The sequence below is a fragment of the Cyanobium sp. Aljojuca 7A6 genome (assembly GCF_024346455.1).
Classification (GTDB): Bacteria; Cyanobacteriota; Cyanobacteriia; order PCC-6307; family Cyanobiaceae; genus Cyanobium.
Genome location: NZ_JAGQCY010000001.1, coordinates 247,759 through 265,438 on the forward strand (window position 1 = coordinate 247,759; position 17,680 = coordinate 265,438).

General features: G+C 69.4%; 19 protein-coding genes. 15 read left to right on the forward strand and 4 right to left on the reverse strand.

Going from position 1 to position 17,680, the window contains the following annotated elements; translation table 11 throughout:
• Positions 1 to 3: 3 nt before the first annotated feature.
• The 10 genes from KBY95_RS01300 (at position 4) to cbbX (ending at position 9,043) form a co-directional block, all read left to right on the forward strand.
• A complete protein-coding gene (locus tag KBY95_RS01300) occupies positions 4 to 1,539 on the forward strand; it encodes a carboxysome shell carbonic anhydrase (RefSeq protein WP_254962867.1) in 1,536 nt (511 codons plus the stop codon).
• 2 nt (positions 1,540 to 1,541) lie between these two features.
• Positions 1,542 to 1,844, forward strand: a complete 303-nt coding sequence (locus KBY95_RS01305; RefSeq protein WP_254962868.1) for a carboxysome peptide A — start codon at positions 1,542 to 1,544, stop codon at positions 1,842 to 1,844.
• Positions 1,844 to 2,095, forward strand: a complete 252-nt coding sequence (locus KBY95_RS01310) for a carboxysome peptide B (protein WP_254962869.1) — start codon at positions 1,844 to 1,846, stop codon at positions 2,093 to 2,095. The genes KBY95_RS01305 and KBY95_RS01310 overlap by 1 nt, the downstream gene beginning before the upstream one ends.
• A gap of 80 nt (positions 2,096 to 2,175) precedes the next feature.
• On the forward strand, positions 2,176 to 2,799 hold the full coding sequence (locus KBY95_RS16355) for a BMC domain-containing protein (protein WP_315858877.1): 624 nt from the start codon (positions 2,176 to 2,178) through the stop codon (positions 2,797 to 2,799).
• Positions 2,800 to 2,804: 5 nt separating this feature from the next.
• Positions 2,805 to 3,272, forward strand: coding sequence for a ferritin-like domain-containing protein (locus tag KBY95_RS01320; RefSeq protein ID WP_254962870.1), 468 nt, complete (start codon positions 2,805 to 2,807; stop codon positions 3,270 to 3,272).
• Between the two features lie 11 nt (positions 3,273 to 3,283).
• Positions 3,284 to 5,128 (forward strand): NAD(P)H-quinone oxidoreductase subunit F, encoded by a 1,845-nt coding sequence (locus KBY95_RS01325; protein ID WP_254962871.1) that lies wholly within the window; start codon positions 3,284 to 3,286, stop codon positions 5,126 to 5,128.
• 9 nt (positions 5,129 to 5,137) lie between these two features.
• The gene (locus KBY95_RS01330) at positions 5,138 to 6,670 is read left to right on the forward strand and encodes an NADH-quinone oxidoreductase subunit M (protein WP_254962872.1); all 1,533 of its coding nucleotides are present in this window, start codon (positions 5,138 to 5,140) and stop codon (positions 6,668 to 6,670) included.
• Entirely contained in the window at positions 6,667 to 7,827 is a 1,161-nt protein-coding gene (locus tag KBY95_RS01335; RefSeq protein ID WP_254962873.1) for a CO2 hydration protein, read from the forward strand. Before KBY95_RS01330 ends, KBY95_RS01335 begins: the two co-directional genes overlap by 4 nt.
• Before the next feature lie 15 nt (positions 7,828 to 7,842).
• A complete protein-coding gene (locus KBY95_RS01340; RefSeq protein ID WP_254962874.1) occupies positions 7,843 to 8,088 on the forward strand; it encodes a 4a-hydroxytetrahydrobiopterin dehydratase in 246 nt (81 codons plus the stop codon).
• Positions 8,075 to 9,043 (forward strand): CbbX protein, encoded by a 969-nt coding sequence (gene cbbX, locus KBY95_RS01345; RefSeq protein WP_254962875.1) that lies wholly within the window; start codon positions 8,075 to 8,077, stop codon positions 9,041 to 9,043. Before KBY95_RS01340 ends, cbbX begins: the two co-directional genes overlap by 14 nt.
• A 3-nt stretch (positions 9,044 to 9,046) precedes the next feature.
• Here cbbX and dnaA read toward each other — a convergent pair whose 3' ends face one another.
• Positions 9,047 to 10,480 (reverse strand): chromosomal replication initiator protein DnaA, encoded by a 1,434-nt coding sequence (gene dnaA, locus KBY95_RS01350; RefSeq protein WP_396094855.1) that lies wholly within the window; start codon positions 10,478 to 10,480, stop codon positions 9,047 to 9,049.
• A gap of 91 nt (positions 10,481 to 10,571) precedes the next feature.
• On the opposite strand from dnaA, the gene KBY95_RS01355 reads away from it, so the two are divergent.
• The 3 genes from KBY95_RS01355 to KBY95_RS01365 are packed head-to-tail and all read left to right on the forward strand — an operon-like array spanning position 10,572 to position 13,089.
• Positions 10,572 to 11,708: a trypsin-like peptidase domain-containing protein gene (locus KBY95_RS01355; protein WP_254962876.1), complete on the forward strand. Its 1,137-nt coding sequence runs from the start codon at positions 10,572 to 10,574 to the stop codon at positions 11,706 to 11,708.
• Positions 11,705 to 12,346 carry a TIGR04282 family arsenosugar biosynthesis glycosyltransferase gene (locus KBY95_RS01360; protein WP_254962877.1) on the forward strand — a complete coding sequence of 214 codons (642 nt, stop codon included), beginning with the start codon at positions 11,705 to 11,707 and terminating at the stop codon, positions 12,344 to 12,346. The genes KBY95_RS01355 and KBY95_RS01360 overlap by 4 nt, the downstream gene beginning before the upstream one ends.
• Complete coding sequence (locus KBY95_RS01365; protein ID WP_315858878.1) at positions 12,337 to 13,089, forward strand: TIGR04283 family arsenosugar biosynthesis glycosyltransferase; 753 nt, start codon at positions 12,337 to 12,339, stop codon at positions 13,087 to 13,089. The genes KBY95_RS01360 and KBY95_RS01365 overlap by 10 nt, the downstream gene beginning before the upstream one ends.
• On the opposite strand, the gene KBY95_RS01370 is transcribed toward KBY95_RS01365, so the two are convergent.
• On the reverse strand, positions 13,032 to 13,502 hold the full coding sequence (locus tag KBY95_RS01370) for a GNAT family N-acetyltransferase (protein WP_254962968.1): 471 nt from the start codon (positions 13,500 to 13,502) through the stop codon (positions 13,032 to 13,034). The two genes, KBY95_RS01365 and KBY95_RS01370, sit on opposite strands and share 58 nt — an antisense overlap.
• Before the next feature lie 142 nt (positions 13,503 to 13,644).
• On the opposite strand from KBY95_RS01370, the gene KBY95_RS01375 reads away from it, so the two are divergent.
• A complete protein-coding gene (locus KBY95_RS01375) occupies positions 13,645 to 14,412 on the forward strand; it encodes an alpha/beta fold hydrolase (protein WP_254962878.1) in 768 nt (255 codons plus the stop codon).
• On the opposite strand, the gene KBY95_RS01380 is transcribed toward KBY95_RS01375, so the two are convergent.
• Complete coding sequence (locus KBY95_RS01380) at positions 14,364 to 16,163, reverse strand: ABC transporter ATP-binding protein (RefSeq protein WP_254962879.1); 1,800 nt, start codon at positions 16,161 to 16,163, stop codon at positions 14,364 to 14,366. The two genes, KBY95_RS01375 and KBY95_RS01380, sit on opposite strands and share 49 nt — an antisense overlap.
• Positions 16,160 to 16,828, reverse strand: a complete 669-nt coding sequence (gene hisG, locus KBY95_RS01385; protein ID WP_254962880.1) for an ATP phosphoribosyltransferase — start codon at positions 16,826 to 16,828, stop codon at positions 16,160 to 16,162. Before hisG ends, KBY95_RS01380 begins: the two co-directional genes overlap by 4 nt.
• Positions 16,829 to 16,857: 29 nt before the next feature.
• Between hisG and gloB the strand changes: the two genes are divergently transcribed.
• Positions 16,858 to 17,616, forward strand: a complete 759-nt coding sequence (gloB, locus tag KBY95_RS01390; protein WP_254962881.1) for a hydroxyacylglutathione hydrolase — start codon at positions 16,858 to 16,860, stop codon at positions 17,614 to 17,616.
• Positions 17,617 to 17,680 lie beyond the last annotated feature (64 nt).

The following is a 17,680-nucleotide window of genomic DNA, read 5'->3' on the forward strand; positions in this document are numbered from 1 at the left end:
CTGATGCCCCGCCGCCCGGCTCCAACCATCCGTCCCCTGGCCCCCAGTGCCCCCCGGCGCCGGAGTGAGTCTTCCGGTGGCGCCGATCTCTCCCGGCGCCTGGCGGCTGTGCGGCTCGGCCAGGGGGCCGCAAGCCTGCATCCGCTGACGGACAGCGCCGCGAATGCGGCCCTCGAGAGCTATGACCGCGGCGTCAAGGAGGCCTTCGATCGAATCGTGCCCGTGCTCAAGCGCCTGTCGGCCCTGCAGCACGAGGATGACTTTGTCGAGCGCGCCCAGGCCCTGGCCCAGGCCGAACTCGGCTTCAGCCTGCCCCTGCCGATCCTGGAGAAGGCCTGGGTCAGCCAGCTCGACATGCGCAGCCTGTTCGCCTGGTGCGTCTTCGAAACCTACGAACAGACCAGCGACGGCTTCTTTCGCGACGATCCCCTGCATGGCCAGCCCGGCAGCCCGGCAGCGGAGGAATTCAACGCCTTTCTGCTCTCCTGCGGCTTCCACCTGCTGGATGCCACCCCCTGCGCCGACGGTCGCCTGGCCCATGCCATCGCCTTCGCCCTGCGGCTGCCGTTCAGCTCGGTGCGCCGCAGGCCCCATGCCGGTGCCCTGTTCGATGTGGAGAACACGGTCAACCGCTGGGTCAAGACGGAACATCGCCGCTACCGGGAGGGCGTTCCCAACCCCGCCCACGACGACACCCGATACCTGAAGGTGGTGCTGTATCACTTCAGTTCCCGCGACCCCTCCCACGAGGGCTGCGCCGCCCATGGCAGTGACGACGCCCTAGCCGCCAGCTGCGGCAGGCAGCGACTGATGGAGTTCCAGCAGGCGGTGGAGAACAGCTTCTGCTGCGGCGCCTCCGTCGACCTGCTGCTGCTGGGCATCGACACCGACACCGATGCCATCCGGGTGCACGTGCCGGGCATGGACGGCAGCACCCGCCTGGATCACTGGCTGGATGCCACCACGGTGTATGAGGCGACACGCCAGCTGCACCCCGAGGAGGCCCGGCGCCGGATCGCTGAACTGGTGACGGCGGCGGCGGCCAGCAGCCCCGATCCGGGCATGGTGCGCCTGATCGCCCGGCTGCTGGAGAACAACATCTCCCAGATCGACTACGTGCGCCAGTACCACCACGGCTGCTATTCCGATGCCGGCCATGCCGAGCGCTTCATCGGCGTGGGGATCGGCTTCAAGGAGATCCACCTGCGCAATCTCACCTACTTCGCCTACATGGACACCGTCGAAGAGGGAGCCCCGGACATGGACGTGGGGGTGAAGATCTTCAAGGGGCTCAATGTGTCGCGTGGCCTGCCGGTGCCGGTGGTGGTGCGCTTCGATTACAACGGCAAGGTGCCCGGGGCCCGGGAGCGGGCGGTGCGCCATGCCCAGCGGGTGCAGGAAGCGATCGAGAACCGTTACCCCGAGCTTTTCTCCCAGGGCCTGCTGCATGCCCTGCTGACCGTGCGCGACCAGGAACGGCACACGCCCGCCGAGGCGGTAGGTTCCAGCATCAGCCTCACCACCGCAGGAGGACACTGACCATGTTGATCTGCAAAGTGGTCAAACCCCTCGTCTCGACCAATCGCATCCCCGATTTCGAGCACAAGCACCTCCAGGTGGTCCAGGACGGCAGCACCCAGAAAGTGGCCGTGGATGCGGTGGGCTGCATCCCGGGCGACTGGGTGATCTGCGTGGGCAGCTCGGCGGCCCGGGAAGCGGCAGGGAGCAAGTCTTATCCCAGCGATCTCACGATCGTGGGGATCATCGATCACTGGGATCCCGAGGCCGGCAAGGCCAGCCCACCCCCGGCCGAGACCCCGACCAGCCAAGGAGGAGCCGCCTGATGGAAATCATGCAGGTCACCGGCTCCCTGGTCTGCTCCCAGCGGGTCCCCGGCCTGGAACACTGGAACCTGCGGGTGCTGCGCAGCACCAAGGGCAAGTTCAGCGTGGCGGTGGACCCCGTTGGCGCCGCACCCGGCAACTGGGTGTTCACCGCCAGCGGTTCGGCCGCCCGCTTCGCCTGCGGCAACCCGGAGACGCACACCGATCTCACCATCGGCGGCATCATCGATTTCTGGGAGCCGGACGGGTAGGCGCCGGGGGGTACCGCCACCGGGCGGCCCGCCTCCTTTCGATTGTCTCCACTCCAGTTCCTCCTCCCCGCGCCCGTCCCATGGCCAGCCGCACCCCCCGCACCGGTCCCGACGCCACTCCCACCCCGGTGACGCCGCAGGTTGATCCAGGTGCCGTGGCTGGCACCCCGCCACCAGCCCTGCCACCAGCAGCAGAGGCCAAAGCGGTGGCCAAACCGGCGGATCCCAAGCCGGTGGCCGCCACCAAGGCCCCCCGGGCGGCCCGCGCCACTGCGCCGGCCCGCCAGCCGCGCCGCACTCCCGCCACCACCGCCCGCTCCAGCGCCTCCAGCCCCAGTCGCCGCGGCAGCGGCGGCGCCGGCACCCCCCCCACGACCCCCACTCCCCGTACCTCCCCCATGGCCACCATCCACGGCATCGCCCTCGGTCTGATCGAAACCCGTGGCCTGGTGCCGGCGATTGAGGCGGCGGACGCCATGACCAAAGCAGCGGAAGTCACCCTGATCGCCCGCGAATTCGTCGGTGGCGGCTACGTCACCGTGATGGTGCGCGGAGAAACCGGTGCCGTGAACGCGGCCGTGAGGGCCGGCGCCGATGCCTGCGAGCGGGTGGGCGACGGCCTGGTGGCCGCCCACATCATTGCCCGTCCCCACAGCGAAGTGGAGCCGGCCCTGGCGGCCTCCGGCGTCGGCCGCAGGGGTTGATCCCCATGGACGCCGCCCATCCGCGCGTCCTCGGCTACCTGGGCCGCGCGCTGAGTCTGGAACTGTCCGCCGTGCAGCAGTACATGACCCAGGCCTCCCTCGTGGAGCTCTGGGGCGAGGCCGAGGCCGCCGAACGCTTCCGCCAGGAAACGGTGGAAGAGCTGCGGCATGCCGAACGGCTGGTGCAGCGCATGCTCCAGCTTGGGGTGGTCCCGGCCGCGTCCCAGCTGCGGCCCGTGGGCCACGCCGCCGATCTGGTGGGTCTGCTGCGCCTTGATGCTGACCTGGAGCAGGATCTGATCCAGCACTACGCCGAAGCCACGCGCTTCTGTCTGCTGATCGGCGATCGCAACAATGAAGCCTTCTTCCGGACGCTGAGGGACGAAGAACTGCAGCATGGGGAGGCGCTGGCGGCCTGGCTGGGCAGCCTGGGCAACGCCCAGTCCAGGTCCCTGCAAAGGGCCACCTTCTGACGTCCCTCCCCTTGCCGGACACCCTTCCCCTGTCGATCCAGCTCAGCTGGCTGATCCCCCTCTACGGATTCAGCGGCATGCTGCTCTCGCTGCCCTGGGCAACCGGCTGGGTCAAACGCAACGGTCCCCGTCCGGCCGCCTACCTCAACCTGCTGGTCACCCTGCTGGCGGTGCTGCACGGCAGCCTCGTACTGCGCGACGTGCTGGCCCTCGGTCCCCAGCACCTGGACATCGCCTGGTTCGCAGCGGCCGACCTGGACCTGCGCATCGGCTTCGATCTCTCGCTCACCAACCTGGCGGCCCTGGAGCTGGTCACCTTCATGAGCCTGGTGGGCCAGGTGTTCGCCCTGGGCTACCTCGACAAGGAATGGTCCCTGGCCCGCTTCTACGCCCTGGTGGGGTTCTTCGAAGGGGCCATGGCCGGGGTGGTGCTGAGCAGCAATCTGTTCATGAGTTATTTCCTGCTGGAGATGCTCACCCTGTCCACCTATCTGCTGGTGGGCTTCTGGTACGCCCAGCCCCTGGTGGTGACCGCCGCCCGCGATGCCTTCCTCACCAAGCGGGTGGGGGATGTGCTGCTGCTGATGGGCGTCGTCACGCTGTCGGCCTGGGCCGGATCCCTGGAATTCAACGACCTGTACGCCTGGTCCGCCAGCGAAACCCTGCCGGCCCTGGGGGCCACCCTGCTGGGCCTGGGGCTGATCGCCGGGCCGATGGGCAAATGCGCCCAGTTCCCGATGCACCTCTGGCTGGATGAAGCCATGGAGGGCCCGAACCCGGCCTCGATCCTGCGCAACTCCGTGGTGGTGACCTGTGGCGCCGTGGTGCTGCTGAAGCTGATGCCGCTGCTGCGCATCTCGCCGGTGGCCATCGACGTTCTGCTGGCGGTCGGCACGATCAGCGCGGTGGGCGGGGCCCTGGTGGCCATCGCCCAGGTCGACCTGAAGCGGGCCTGCTCCTATTCCACCACCTCCTATCTGGGGCTGGTGTTCGTGGCCATCGCCCTGCAGCAGCCGTTCATCGCCCTGCTGCTGCTCTTCTCCCATGCCCTGGCCAAGGCCGTGCTGTTCATGAGCGTGGGCAGCGTCATCGCCACCACCAACTGCCAGGATCTCACCGAACTGGGCGGCCTGGGGTCACGGATGCCCGCCACCACCTCCGGCTTCCTGGTGGGGGCGGCGGGCCTCACCGGCCTGTTGCCCCTCGGCTGCTTCTGGAGCTTCGGGCTGATGGTGGAGGGGCTGAGCTCCAGGGCCCCGTTCTTCGCCGCCGTGGTGCTGCTCACCAACGGCCTGACGGCCCTTAACCTGACGCGGGTCTACCGCCAGGTGTTCCTGGGATCCCCCCAGCCCAAGACCCGCCGCACCCCCGAGGTGAACTGGCTGATGGCCCTGCCGATGGTGACCGTCTCGGTGCTGGTGCTGGTGACGCCCCTGGCGATGGCCCGCATCGACAGGGTTCCCGGCATCGGGGCCTTCTCCAGCGTCACCGCCCTGGCGCTGGTGGGCAGCGGCCTGGCCGGTCTGCTGGCCGGCAGCCTGGTGCCGCTGGACACCTTCTGGTCCCGCTCCGTGCTGCGGCCCCTGCGCCTGCTGCAGGACCTGCTGGCCTTCGACTTCTACACCGATCGCATCTACCGGGCCACGATCGTGGCCTTCGTGGCCGGCCTGGCCCGGATCACCAATGGCTTCGACCAGCTGGTGGTGAACGGGCTGGTCAACCGCATCGCCGACGTCTCGATGGCCTCCGCACAGAGCCTGAAGCTGGGGGTCAGCGGCCGGATGCAGACCTACGTCTTCACCGTGGTGGCGGCGATCGTGGTGCTGATCGGCAGCCTCTCCTGGCTGGGGGGCTGAGCCGGAACCATGCTGAGCGCCCTGCTGCTGATTCCCTTCGCCGGCGCCCTCGGCCTGCTCTGCTGGCCAGGCGAGCTGGCCACCGAGCGCATTCGCCGCGCCGCCCTCGGCCTGCTGGTCCTGCAGCTGCTCTGGAGCCTGCGGGTGCTGCTGGCCTTCGATCCCGGCCAGTCGGGCCTGCAGCTGCAGGAGTCCTTCGCCTGGGTCGACAGCATCGGCCTCGATTACCGCCTGGGGGTCGATGGCCTGGCCATGCCGCTGGTGCTGGTCAACGCCGCCCTCACCCTGGTGTCGGCGATCTGCACCCGCGACCTCAGCCAGCGTCCCCGGCTCTACTTCGCCCTGCTGCTCGGGATCAGCGGAGCGGTGAACGGGGCGTTCCTCTCCGAGAACCTGTTGCTGTTCTTCCTCTTCTACGAGCTGGAACTGATTCCCCTCTGGCTGCTGATCTCCATCTGGGGCGGCGCCAACCGGGGCTATGCGGCCACCAAGTTCCTGATCTTCACCGCCATCTCAGGCTTCCTGATCCTGGGGGCCTTCCTGGGCCTCGCCCTGGTCACCGGCCAGGCCGATTTCGGCATCCACCCGGTGACCACCGCCCAACTGAGCATGGGCCCCCAGCTGGTGCTGCTGGGGGCCCTGCTGATCGGCTTCGCCATCAAGATCCCCCTGGTGCCCTTCCACACCTGGCTCCCGGATGCCCACACCGAGGCCTCCACGCCGGTGTCGGTGCTGCTGGCGGGCGTGCTGCTGAAACTGGGTACCTACGGCCTGCTGCGGTTCTGCCTGGGGATGTTCCCGGAGGCCTGGGCGTTGCTGGCGCCATGGCTGGCGGGCTGGGCGGCGGTGTCGGTGCTGTACGGCTCCCTGGCGGCCATTGCCCAGCGGGACATGAAGCGGATGGTGGCCTTCAGCTCCGTGGGCCACATGGGCTACATCCTGCTGGCCGCCGCCGCCGCCACCCCCGTGAGTCTGCTGGGGGCCGTCTTCCAGATGGTGAGCCACGGCCTGATCTCCGCCCTGCTGTTCCTGCTGGTGGGCGTGGTCTACCGCAAGACGCGCACCCGGGATCTGGAGGTGCTGCGCGGCCTGCTCAACCCCGAGCGGGGCCTGCCCTTCACCGGCACCCTGATGATCCTGGGGGTGATGGCCAGCGCCGGCATGCCCGGCATGGCGGGCTTCATCTCCGAATTCCTGGTGTTCCGCGGCAGCCTGGCCGCCTTCCCGGTGGCCACCCTGCTGTGCATGGTGGGCTCCGGGCTCACGGCGGTGTACTTCCTGCTGCTGGTGAACCGGGCCTTCTTCGGCCGGCTGGCGGTGACCCCACCCAGCGGCGATGCGGTGGCCGACTCCCGCCTCGAGGTGCGATTGCCGGCGGTGGCCCTGCGCGAGACCCTGCCGGCCCTGGCCCTGGCCAGCGGTGTGGTGGGCCTGGGGGTGCTGCCCTGGGGGCTGGGCAAGCTGAGCGAACAGGCCACCACCGCCATGGCCCAGTTGCCGGCCCTGGTGGCGGCGATCCAGGGCGGAGGGCTGCTGTCATGAGACCGATCCCCCGTTCCCCCAAACCGCCCCTCACCTTCAGCGGCGGGCTGCCCTCCAGCAACGACCTGGTGGAGACCCTGCTGGCCGGACGCACCCTGCTGGCCGAGTCCCCCGATCACCTGAGCCAGGTGGTGGACGTGCTCGAGAGCTACGGGGAGGTGCTGGACGCCTACAGCATCAACCTCATCTACCAGGCCGAGAAGCAGTTCCTGAATCCCTTCCCGGTGTTCCGCTTCCTCGACGGTGACCACAGCCCGGCGAAGATCTGGCGCCATCTGCTGCACGACCGGATCAACTTCGAATATGCGGAGTACTGCCAGAAGGCGATGCTCTGGCACGGCACCGGCGGCCTCGATGCCTACCTCGACAGCGAGGCGTTCGCCGCCAACTGCGCCGCCATCGTCGCCCACAAGACCCGCCGCGACCCCCTGCTGGCGGCCCTCAACCCGCTGTTCCCCCAGTTCCTGAGCGAACTGATCCGCTCGGCGGCCACCACCCATGCCCTTGGCCAGTTCTGGCGGGTGATGAGTGATCTGTTCCTGGATCTGGCCCGGGCCGAGCGGGACGGGCGGGTGGACTCGATCGCCGCGGTGGTGACGTTCATCAAGGAGGGCCTGGTGGCGGCGGCGGGGGGCCCGATCACCTACGCGGTGGAGATCGCCGGCACCCGTTGCTGGGTGCTCCCCCCCGAGGCGGGCCTCACCTTCCTGATGGATGTGGCCGTCCCGTACGTCGAAGCGGTGTTCCTGCGCGGCACCCCGTTCCTGGGCACCGTGTCCTTCAACGCCCAGGCCCAGCAGATCTCCCCCGACCAGGCCCAGTTCATGTATGGCGCCCTCTACGCCGACCCGTTGCCCACCATGGGCTCGGGTATCCCGCCCAGCCTGCTGATGCAGGACATGTACCGCCACCTGCCCGACCGCCTGCACCAGAGCTACCTGGCCGGCATCCGCGGGGCCGGGGACGTGCGGGTGAAGATCTGCATGACGTTCCAGAAGGCGATGTTCTGCGTCACCAACGCCGCTATCGCCGGCACCTTCCCCCATCCGCTCGACAGCGACATCCCGGCGCAGCAGGCGGCCAACCGGGCCTACGCCGCCGCCTGGGCCGCCCGCCTCTGCGTGGCCCGCACCGACTGTCTCGACGATCCGGGCTGATCTAGGGTCGGATCCATGGACCAGCCCTGGACCCGACGGCCCCGACCGGATCGGCTCGAGCGCCGCATCGAGTTCGATGACTACGAACGCACCCGCACCTTCCTGGAGCGCCTGAACGTCCTCTCGGAGCAGGAGGGCCGCTTCCCCGACATCAGCTTCGGGCGCACCTACGTGAACCTCACCGTGCGCGCCGAAGCCGACGAGGACCCCATCGGCGAACCGGAGGAAACCTTCGCCAAGGCCATCGATGGACTCCTCTAGCGACGAGGCTGCCGACGCCGCTGGGGCGGCCGCGGCCCAGGACACAACGCTGGTGGACCTGCGGGCGGCCTATGACGCCGCCGGCATCAAGGAGGGTCTCGACCAGCTCGACCGGGAACTGATCGGCCTGCGTCCGGTGAAGGCCCGGATCCGGGAGATCGCCGCCCTGCTGGTGATCAACCGGGCCCGCACCCAGGTGGGGCTCGAAACGGCGCCCCCCAGCCTTCACATGTCGTTCACCGGCAGGCCCGGCACCGGCAAGACGACGGTGGCAGCGCGGATGTCGAAGATCCTGCACGGGCTCGGTTACGTCCGCAAGGGCCATGTGGTGACGGCCACCCGCGACGATCTGGTGGGCCAGTACATCGGCCACACCGCCCCAAAAACCAGGGAAATGCTCAAAAAAGCAATGGGCGGCGTGCTGTTCATCGACGAGGCCTATTACCTCTACAGGCCCGAGAACGAGCGGGACTACGGCGCCGAGGCGATTGAGATCCTGTTGCAGGTGATGGAGAACAACCGCAACGATCTGGTGGTGATCTTCGCCGGTTACAAGGAGCGGATGGACATCTTCTACCAGAGCAACCCGGGCCTCTCCTCGCGGGTGGCCAACCACATCGACTTCCCCGACTACTCCGCCACGGAACTCCTGGCGATCGCCCAGCTGATCCTGGCGGCGGAGAACTACCGCTTCAGCCAGGAGGCGGGCGCGGCCTTCGCCGAGTACATCCAGCGCCGCATGCAGCTGCCTTTCTTCGCCAATGCCCGCTCGATTCGCAACGCCATCGACCGGGCCCGCATGCGTCAGGCCAACCGCCTGTTCAGCGGCATGGGCCGGGCCCTCACCAAAACCGACCTGATGACGATCGAGGCCGACGACATCACCGCCAGCCGGGTGTTCCATGGGGAAGTGGAAGGGCTGGATCCGGCCCAGCCCCTGACCGGCGCCGGCTGACGTTCAGCGGCGCTGGCGGCAGGCGATCTGCAGCAGATCCCGGACCTGCTGCACCCGCCGCGCCAGGGCAGGGTCGGTGCTGAGTTTCTTCTCCACCTGCTCCACGGCATACATCACGGTGGAATGATCCTTGCCGCCGAAGGCTTCGCCGATGCGCGGCAGCGACAGGTTGGTGTTCTGGCGCATCAGGTACATCCCCACCTGGCGTGACTGACTCACGGCCCGTTTGCGGCTGGGGCTGAGCATCTCGTCGATGCGCACCTCGAACACCTCGGCCACCTTCTCCAGCACCTGCTGGGGGGTGACCGCCACCTCATTGCCGATCGGATCGAGCATCGGTGCCAGCGATTCCACCGTCATCGGCAGACCCGTGATCGAGGCGAAGGCCACCGCCCGGGTGAGGGCGCCTTCCAGTTCACGGATGTTGGAGGTGAAGCGGCCGGCGATGTACTGGATCAGTTCCCGGGGCAGGGCCACCTGTTCCGCCTCAGCCTTCTTGTGCAGAATCGCCATGCGGGTCTCCAGATCCGGGATCTGGATGTCGGCGATCAGGCCCATCGAAAAGCGGGAAATCAGTCGCTCCTGAAGCTTGGGAATCTGGCTGGGTGGACGGTCGCTGGCGATCACGATCTGACGGCCAGCCTCGTGCAGGGCGTTGAAGGTGTGGAAGAACTCCTCCTGGGTGTATTCCTTGCCCTCGATGAACTGGATGTCGTCCACCAGGATCAGGTCGGCCGCCCGGTAACGATCCCGGAAAGCCTGCATCCCGTCCTTACGGATCGCCTGGATCAGGTCATTGGTGAAGGTCTCGGTGCTCACGTAGAAGACCCGTGCCTCCGGATCGATCTCCAGCCGGTAGTGGCCGATGGCCTGCATCAGGTGGGTCTTGCCCAGCCCCACGCCGCCACAGATGAACAGGGGGTTGAACTCCCGGCCGGGGGCCTCGGCCACCGCCAGGGAGGCGGCATGGGCCATGCGGCTGTTGGCGCCCACCACGAAGCGGTTGAACACGTAGCGGATGTTCAGGCCCGCCCCGGGGCGCAGGGGGGCCGGCACGGTCCTGGGGCCAGCGCCACCGGCACCACCCGCCGGCCCACCCCCCGAACGCACGGGAGCTTCCACCGCCGGCAGCGGCAGGGCGCCACCGTTCTCGCCGACAACCTCCAGCGCCCCGCCCAGGGGCTCAGCATCCGGAGCCACCTCCACCTCGACCCGCACCTGACGGCCGGCATGCTCGCTGGCCACCGCGGCGATCATCACCAGGTAGTTCTTGCGCAGCCAGCCGCAGGCGAAGCTGTTGGGGGCCTCGAGCCGCAGCAGGCCGTCGTTGAAGTCGCGACAGCGCGCCTGACGGATCCAGGTCTCGTAGGTCGGTTTGCTGAGCCTGCCCTGAAGATCCTGGCTCACCCGGTGCCACAGCTGATCACCCTGCTGCACCAGGAGCCCACGACGCGAAGGCCGAATATAGGCATCCCGCGCCCGGAGGTTCGTCTTTAATGAATCCTTCAGCGACGCCCGTCCGCCTCCGATGGTTCAGCCCCGTTTCCTGTCCCGCCTCACCCTCCTGGCGGTCGCGGCAGGCCTGCTGACCTCCTGCACCAGCACCCGTCTGGCCCTGCCGGGCCTGCCGGGCCTGCCGAAGCCCGAGCAGCCCCCCATCAGCGATGCGGGACCGGCGCCCATGCTGCAGCCCAGCAGTTCCGTGATCGTGGACGCCGTCGAGAAGGCCGGCCCGGCCGTGGTGCGCATTGACACGGTCAAGCGCACCGTGAACCCCCTGGGGGGGATCTTCGGACGGGGTCCGGCCATCCAGCAGCAGCAGGGCCAGGGATCGGGCTTCATCACCCGCTCTGACGGGGTGCTGCTCACCAATGCCCACGTGGTCGAGGGGGCCAGCGAGGTGAGCGTGACCCTGCCCGACGGCCGCAGCTTCACCGGCAAGGTGCTGGGGGCCGACCCCCTGACCGACGTGGCGGTGGTGAAGGTGGTGGCCTCCAAGCTGCCGGTCGCCACCCTCGGCGATTCCAACAAGGTCAGGCCGGGGGAACTGGCGATCGCCATCGGCAACCCCCTCGGCCTCGACAACACGGTGACGGCTGGGATCATCAGCGCCATCCAGCGCACCAACGCCGTGGGGGAGGGCCAGCGCGTTCCTTACATCCAGACCGACGCCGCCGTGAACCCCGGCAACAGTGGCGGCCCCCTGATCAACGATCGCGGCCAGGTGATCGGCATCAACACGGCCATCCGCCAAGCGCCGGGGGCCGGCCTGAGCTTCGCGATCCCGATCAACACGGCCCGGCAGATCGCCGCCCAGATCCTCGAGCGCGGCTATGCCAGCCATCCCTATATCGGTGTGCGCCTCCAGGCCCTCACCCCCCAGCTGGCCAAGGAGATCAACGCCACCACCAGCGAGTGCCGTCTGCCGGAGGTCAATGGTGTGGTGGTGGTTGAGGTGATGGCCAACAGTCCGGCGGCCCGGGGCGGGCTCAAGCCCTGCGATCTGATCGAGAAAGTGGGCGACAAGTCGGTCCGCAACGCCTCGGAGGTGCAGCTGGGAGTGGATCGGGGCAGGGTGGGCGAGTCCCTGCCGATCACGGTGCTGCGCAACGGCTCCAGGCAGAACCTCACCGTCCGCCCCGCCGAACTGCCTCGCGAGGGTTGAGACCATCCAGAGGCCGGGGCAACGGACCAGCCCAGCTGGTGATGCTGGCCCGCTGGCCGGCGCCGGGGCGTTGCAAGAGCCGCCTCGTCCCAGGGGTGGGCAGGGGCAGGGCCGCCGCCATCCAGGCCCGCCTCACTCAGCACGGGCTGGCGGCTGCCGCCCAGGCCCGCGAGGCCATGGCCGGGGGGGGACTGGAGCTGGTGCTGGCGGCGAGCGGCCTGGGGCCCAGGGCCGCCGGGCGCTGGGGCCGCCTGCTCGGCGTCGACCGGGTTGTGGAGCAGGGCAGCGGCAGCCTGGGGTTGCGGATGCAGCGTCAGATGCTGCGGGGCTGCCGGGAAGGGGCGGCGGCGGTGGTGCTGATCGGTAGTGACCTGCCGGCGCTGGCGGCCGAGGATCTGCTGGAGGCCTTCCGGGCACTGCAGCACAGCCCCGTGGTGCTGGGCCCCGCCGGCGACGGGGGGTACTGGCTGATCGGCCGGAGCCGGGCCGCGCCCCAGCTGTTCGCGGGCATCGACTGGGGCAGCGACCGGGTGCTGGCGCAGACCCTGCGGCTGGCAGGGCAGGCGGGCCTGGCCACGGCCCTGCTGGCGGAGCGCCACGATCTCGACCGCCCTGCCGACCTGGACCCATGGCGATGAGGCCGCCCCTGAGCGTGGTGATCGCCGCCCGCGACGAGAGCCGGGGCCTGCCCGCCCTGCTGGCGGATCTGGCCACGGCATCCGAGCTGGTGCTGGAGGTGCTGGTGGTGGATGGGGGCAGCCGGGATGGCACCCCGCTACTGGCCAGCCTGGCGGGCGCCCGGGTGCTCCACGACGGCAGCGGCCGAGGCGGCCAGCTGGCCGCCGGGGTGGCCCACAGTGCCGGATCCTGGCTGTTGCTGCTGCACGGAGACGTGCGTCTGCCGCCGGGGTGGGCCCGGGCCATCACAGCGGCGATCGCGGCCGGCGAAACCAGTGCCTGGGCCTTCCGGCTGCGCATCGCCGGCGATGGGCCGGCCCTGCGCCTGGTGGAGCTGGCGGTGGAGCTGCGCAGCCGCTGGCGCCAGCTGCCCTACGGCGATCAGGGACTGCTGCTGGCCCGGGGGCTCCATGACGCCGCCGGTGGGGTGGCGCCCCTGCCGCTGATGGAAGACATTGAGTTTGTTGAGCGCCTGCGGCGCCAGGCCAGAATCCGAACCCTCGCCCCTGCCCTGCAGGTGAACGGCCGGCGCTGGCAGCGGCTGGGGGTGTGGCAGACGGTGCTTGCCAACGCCCGACTCAGGCGCGCCTGGCGCCGTGGGGCGCCAGCGGCGCAGCTCGCCGAGCGCTACTACGGTCCCGCCGCTCAGGGGGCATACCAGAAGGCACAGCGGCGCTGCAGCGGCTCCAGCTCCCAACCCTGAGCGGCGTAGAAGCCCACCACGCCTGGGTCGGCGAACAAGCTGACCCGATCGATCCCCATGGACCGCAGTTGCTCGAGCACGTAGTCCATCAACTCCTTGCCCAGGCCGGCCCCCTGGTAGCGGGGATGGACGGCCACATCCCAGACGGTGGCCTCCACCACCCCGTCACCGGTGCAGCGGGCGAAGCCGACCAGCCGCGGCAAGCGGGCGTCATGGCGCCAGAGCCCCACCTGGAGAAGACTGTGCTGGAGGGCCTTGCGCACCCGCCGCAGGGGGCGGCGGCTCCAGCCCACCGCGTCGCAGAGCGCCTCGAGTTCGATCAGGTCGATCGGGCGCGTCTGGCTGAGCACCAGCTCCAGGTTGGGATTGGGGGTGGTACAGAGCCGGTGCGCGGACCCGTAGAGATCGGTCATCAACGGCAGGGTCTCGGGCACGGCGTGAGGGCTACGCGTTCTGAAGATCCTGGCGGATGCAGGCTTGACTACGGCAGGGTAGGGAATCCCACCGGCGACCGTCCTGAGCGTCCCCTCCACCAGCTCCGATCGGCCCCTGCTGGTGGGCGTGCATGGCTGGCTGCTGGCGGGCCGGCTGTGGCATCCCCTGAGGCGGGAACTGGCGCCGCGCTGGTCGCTGTGGCGCCCGGATCTGCCTGGTTTCGGGGGCAGCGTGCGGCCCCGGGGTCTGCAGGCCAGCTTGGCCAGCTACGGCCGCTGGCTGGCGGAGGCCGCCCAACGGGAAGCCGCCGGCCGGCCGGTGGTGTTGCTGGGCCACTCCCTGGGGGGAAGCCTGGCGCTCCATGCGGCGCCCCTGCTGGGGGAGCAGCTGCGGGGTCTGGTGCAGATCGCCGTGGGGGGCGGTGTGTATCAGCCGCGGCCCTTCGCCCGGGTCCGCCGGGGAGGGGCCGCCTTTCTGCGCTGGCGACCGGTCTGGGCCGCCCAGCTGCCCGGTACAGACGCGATCCGCAGCCCGCTGGTGGCCGAAGGCCGCGCCGCACGGGGACTGCTGGCCTGCAGCACCAACCGTGGCGCCGTGCGCCAGCTGCCCCGGCTCGCCGCCGAACTTCGGGTGCCCAGCCTGTGGATCGCCGGCAGCCGCGACCAGGTGATGCAGCCCCGCTATGTGCGCCATCTGGCCGGCTACAGCCCCGATCACCAGCTCGCCATCCTCAACGGCCTTGGGCACCTGCCGATGGGCGAACAACCGCGCCAGCTGGCCGCCCTGATCGACACCTGGCTGGAGGAGGGCCTGGAGCTGCCCACGCAGATCCAAGGGCCTCAGAGCGTGGCCAGCCCTTTTTCCTGCAACTCCGCCAACTGGGCGTAGAGCCCCCCGACGGCACGCAACTCACGGTGGTTGCCCTGCTCGATCAGACGACCGCGGCGCAGCACCAGGATGCGATCGGCGGCTTCGACGGTGGCCAGCCGGTGGGCGATGACGATGGCGGTGCGGCCGCTGAGCAGGGTGTCGAGGTCGCGCTGCAGGGTGGCCTCGGTGGAGGGGTCCATGAAGGCGGTGGCCTCGTCCATCACCAGAACGGAGGGGTCGCGGATCGCCACCCGCGCCACGGCCAGCAACTGGCGTTCGCCGGAGGAGAGGTTGCCGCCCCGCTCCCGCAACTCGGTGGCCAGGCCATCCCCCAGCCGGCCAAGCAGGGGGGTGAGGCCAAGATCACCGCAGATGCGCTCCAGAGCGGCCTCACTGATGTCGGCGTCGAGGCGCAGGTTGTCGGCCACGTTGCCGCTGAACAGGAACGTGTCCTGCAGCACCACCCCCAGGCGGCGGCGCAGGGTGGCGATGGGAAGCTCGCGGATGTCCACCCCATCGAGGCGGATGGTGCCCTGCTGGGGTTCATAGAGCCGGCAGAGCAGCCGGATCACGGTGGTCTTACCGGATCCGGTGGGACCCACGATCGCCACATGCTCGCCAGGGGCGATGCGGAAGGAGAGATCGGTGAGGATCGGATCGTCGGGGCGGTAGGCGAAGGAGACGTTCTCGAACTCCACTTCGCCGGGGCTGAAGCGTTCGGCGCCGGAGAGCACGGCGGCGGGGCTGCGCTGGCTGGCGGGTAGATCGGCGATCTCGATCGGCTGCTCGAGCAACTCACCGATGCGCTCGACGGCGGTGAGCCCCCCCTGGATCTGGGTGAAGCGCTCCGCCAGTTGCCGCAGGGGGTCGAACACCCGCTGGGAGAAGAGGATGAAGGTGGTGAGGGTGCCCAGGCCCATCGCCCCGCCGGTGACCATGGCGCCGCCGAGGGCCAGCACCATCGCCACGGCCGCCAGGGCTACCCACTCGATGAACGCCGAGATGGAGCTGTCGTAGAAGATCGTGCCGGTGACGGCCTGGCGATAGGCGTCGGTGGTGTGGGAGAAGCGCTCGCCGTTGACGGCTTCCCGCCGGAACATCTGCACCACCTCCAGTCCCTGCAGATTTTCCTGCAGGTCGGCGTTGAGCTGGCCCAGCTCCTCCCGCACCCGGTAATTGGCCTTGCGGTAACGGCCCTGCAACCAGAGCACCCCCATGGTCACGGGCACCTGGCTGGCCAGCAGCAGCAGCCCCAGCCGCCACTCGATCGACAGCATGGTGAGGCCGATCACCAGCAGGGTGACCAGATCGGAGAGCACCCCCACCGCACCACTGCCGAACACCTCCGCCAGGGCATCGACGTCGCTGGTGAGGCGGGTGAGCAGCTTGCCCACCGGCGTTCGGTCGTGGAAACGCAGCGACAGGGCCATCGCGTGGCGGAACAGGTCGTCACGGATGCGGGCGGTGAGCCGCTGTCCCACCACCTGCACGTTGTAAGTCTGGGTGCCCTGCAGGGAAAGCCGCAGCAGCACCGCCGCCAGCAGCAGCAGCACCAGCAGCCGCAGGGCCACCGGCACCGGCAGGGGGGCCAGCCAGGACAGCACCTCCTCGCCCCGTAGCTTGGAGATCACCTGGCCCACCAGCAACGGCTGCACCGAGGCCGCCAGGGCCAGGGGGATCAGCAGGAGCAGGGACAGCAGCAGACGCTTGCGATCCCGACCCAGATAAGGCAGAAGACGCCGCAGTCGCTGGCCATCGAGGCTGCTCATCGGGCGGAGACCTGGATGGCAGCGACGCGCTCGATCAGGCCCTGGAGGGCTCCGTCATCGAGGCGCAGGGCCAGGGGATGGCCGATCAGACGGGCCGTGCTGGTGAACAGATCCTCGATCGCCACCAGGCCGTTGTCCCGAAGGGTGCGGCCGGTGGCCACCAGGTCGACGATCGCCTCGGACATGCCCGTGATCGGTCCGAGCTCCACCGATCCGGTGAGGTGGATCAGCTCCACCGGCAGATCCAGCTGGTCGAAGAAGGCCTCGGCGCAGCGGGTGAACTTGCTGGCCACGCGGCAGTGGGCCGGCAGATCGGCGGCCCGCCGGTAGCCACTGGTGGCCTTGACCGCCACCGCCATGCGACAGCCGCCGAAGCCGAGGTCCACCAGCTGGGCCACAGGGAGCTGGTGCTCCCGCAGCACGTCGTACCCAACCACCCCGAGCTGGGCCTGGCCATAGGCCACATACACAGGCACATCGGCGTTGCGCACCAGCAGGGCCCTGGCCGTGCCACAGCGGCTCGGCACCATCAACAGACGGTTGTCCTCGTCCAGCAGATCGGAGAAATCCAGACCGGCCGCCGCGAAACGGCGCACCGAATCCTTCAGCAGGGCGCCTTTGGCCAGGGCGATGGTGATCGGGGATCGCTGGTTGGCGGTGATCATGGAAGCCAGCAGCAACCTGGACTGTAACGATGCAGGATCATCGCCAAGACCCGCCCCAGGCCCCACTGCAGGTGGTGCTGCTGCCGGTACTGCGGGACAACTACCTGTTCGTGCTCCATGACGGCCGGCAGGCGGCGGTGGTGGACCCGGCGGTGGCGGATCCGGCGATCGCCTGGCTGAAGCAGCGGGATCTGGAGCTGGTGGCGGTGCTGCAGACCCACCACCACAGCGATCACATCGGCGGTACCCCCGCTCTGCTGCGGGAATGGCCCCGCTCTGAGGTGGTGGCGGCCCTGGCCGACCGGGAGCGGATCCCCTTCCAGACCCTGGGGGTGGCCGGCGGTGACCGCTTCACCCTGTTGGGCCAGCCGGTGGAGGTGCTGGCGGTGCCAGGCCACACCCGGGCCCACCTGGCCTTCCACCTGCCCGTGCAGGGCGAGCTCTTCTGCGGCGACACCCTGTTCGCCGCCGGCTGCGGCCGGCTGTTTGAGGGAAGTCCCGAGCAGATGCACCACTCCCTGGGCCTGCTGGCGGCGCTGCCGGAGACCACCCGGGTGTGGTGCGCCCATGAGTACACCGCCTCGAATCTGCGCTGGGCCGCGGCCGAACGACCGGGGGATGGGGCCATCGCTGAACGGCTCCAGACGGTGCTGCTCGCCCGGGCCCAGGACAGACCCACCATCCCCAGCAGCATCGGCGAGGAGCGGCGCACCAACCTGTTCCTGCGGGCGGCGGATGGCCAGGAACTGGCCGCCCTGCGGCGCAGCAAAAATGAATGGACGGATTGAACGGCGGCTGCCGACTTGGGGGCGTATTGGGGCGGGAAGAATGATGGCCCTGCGCTGAATGTGT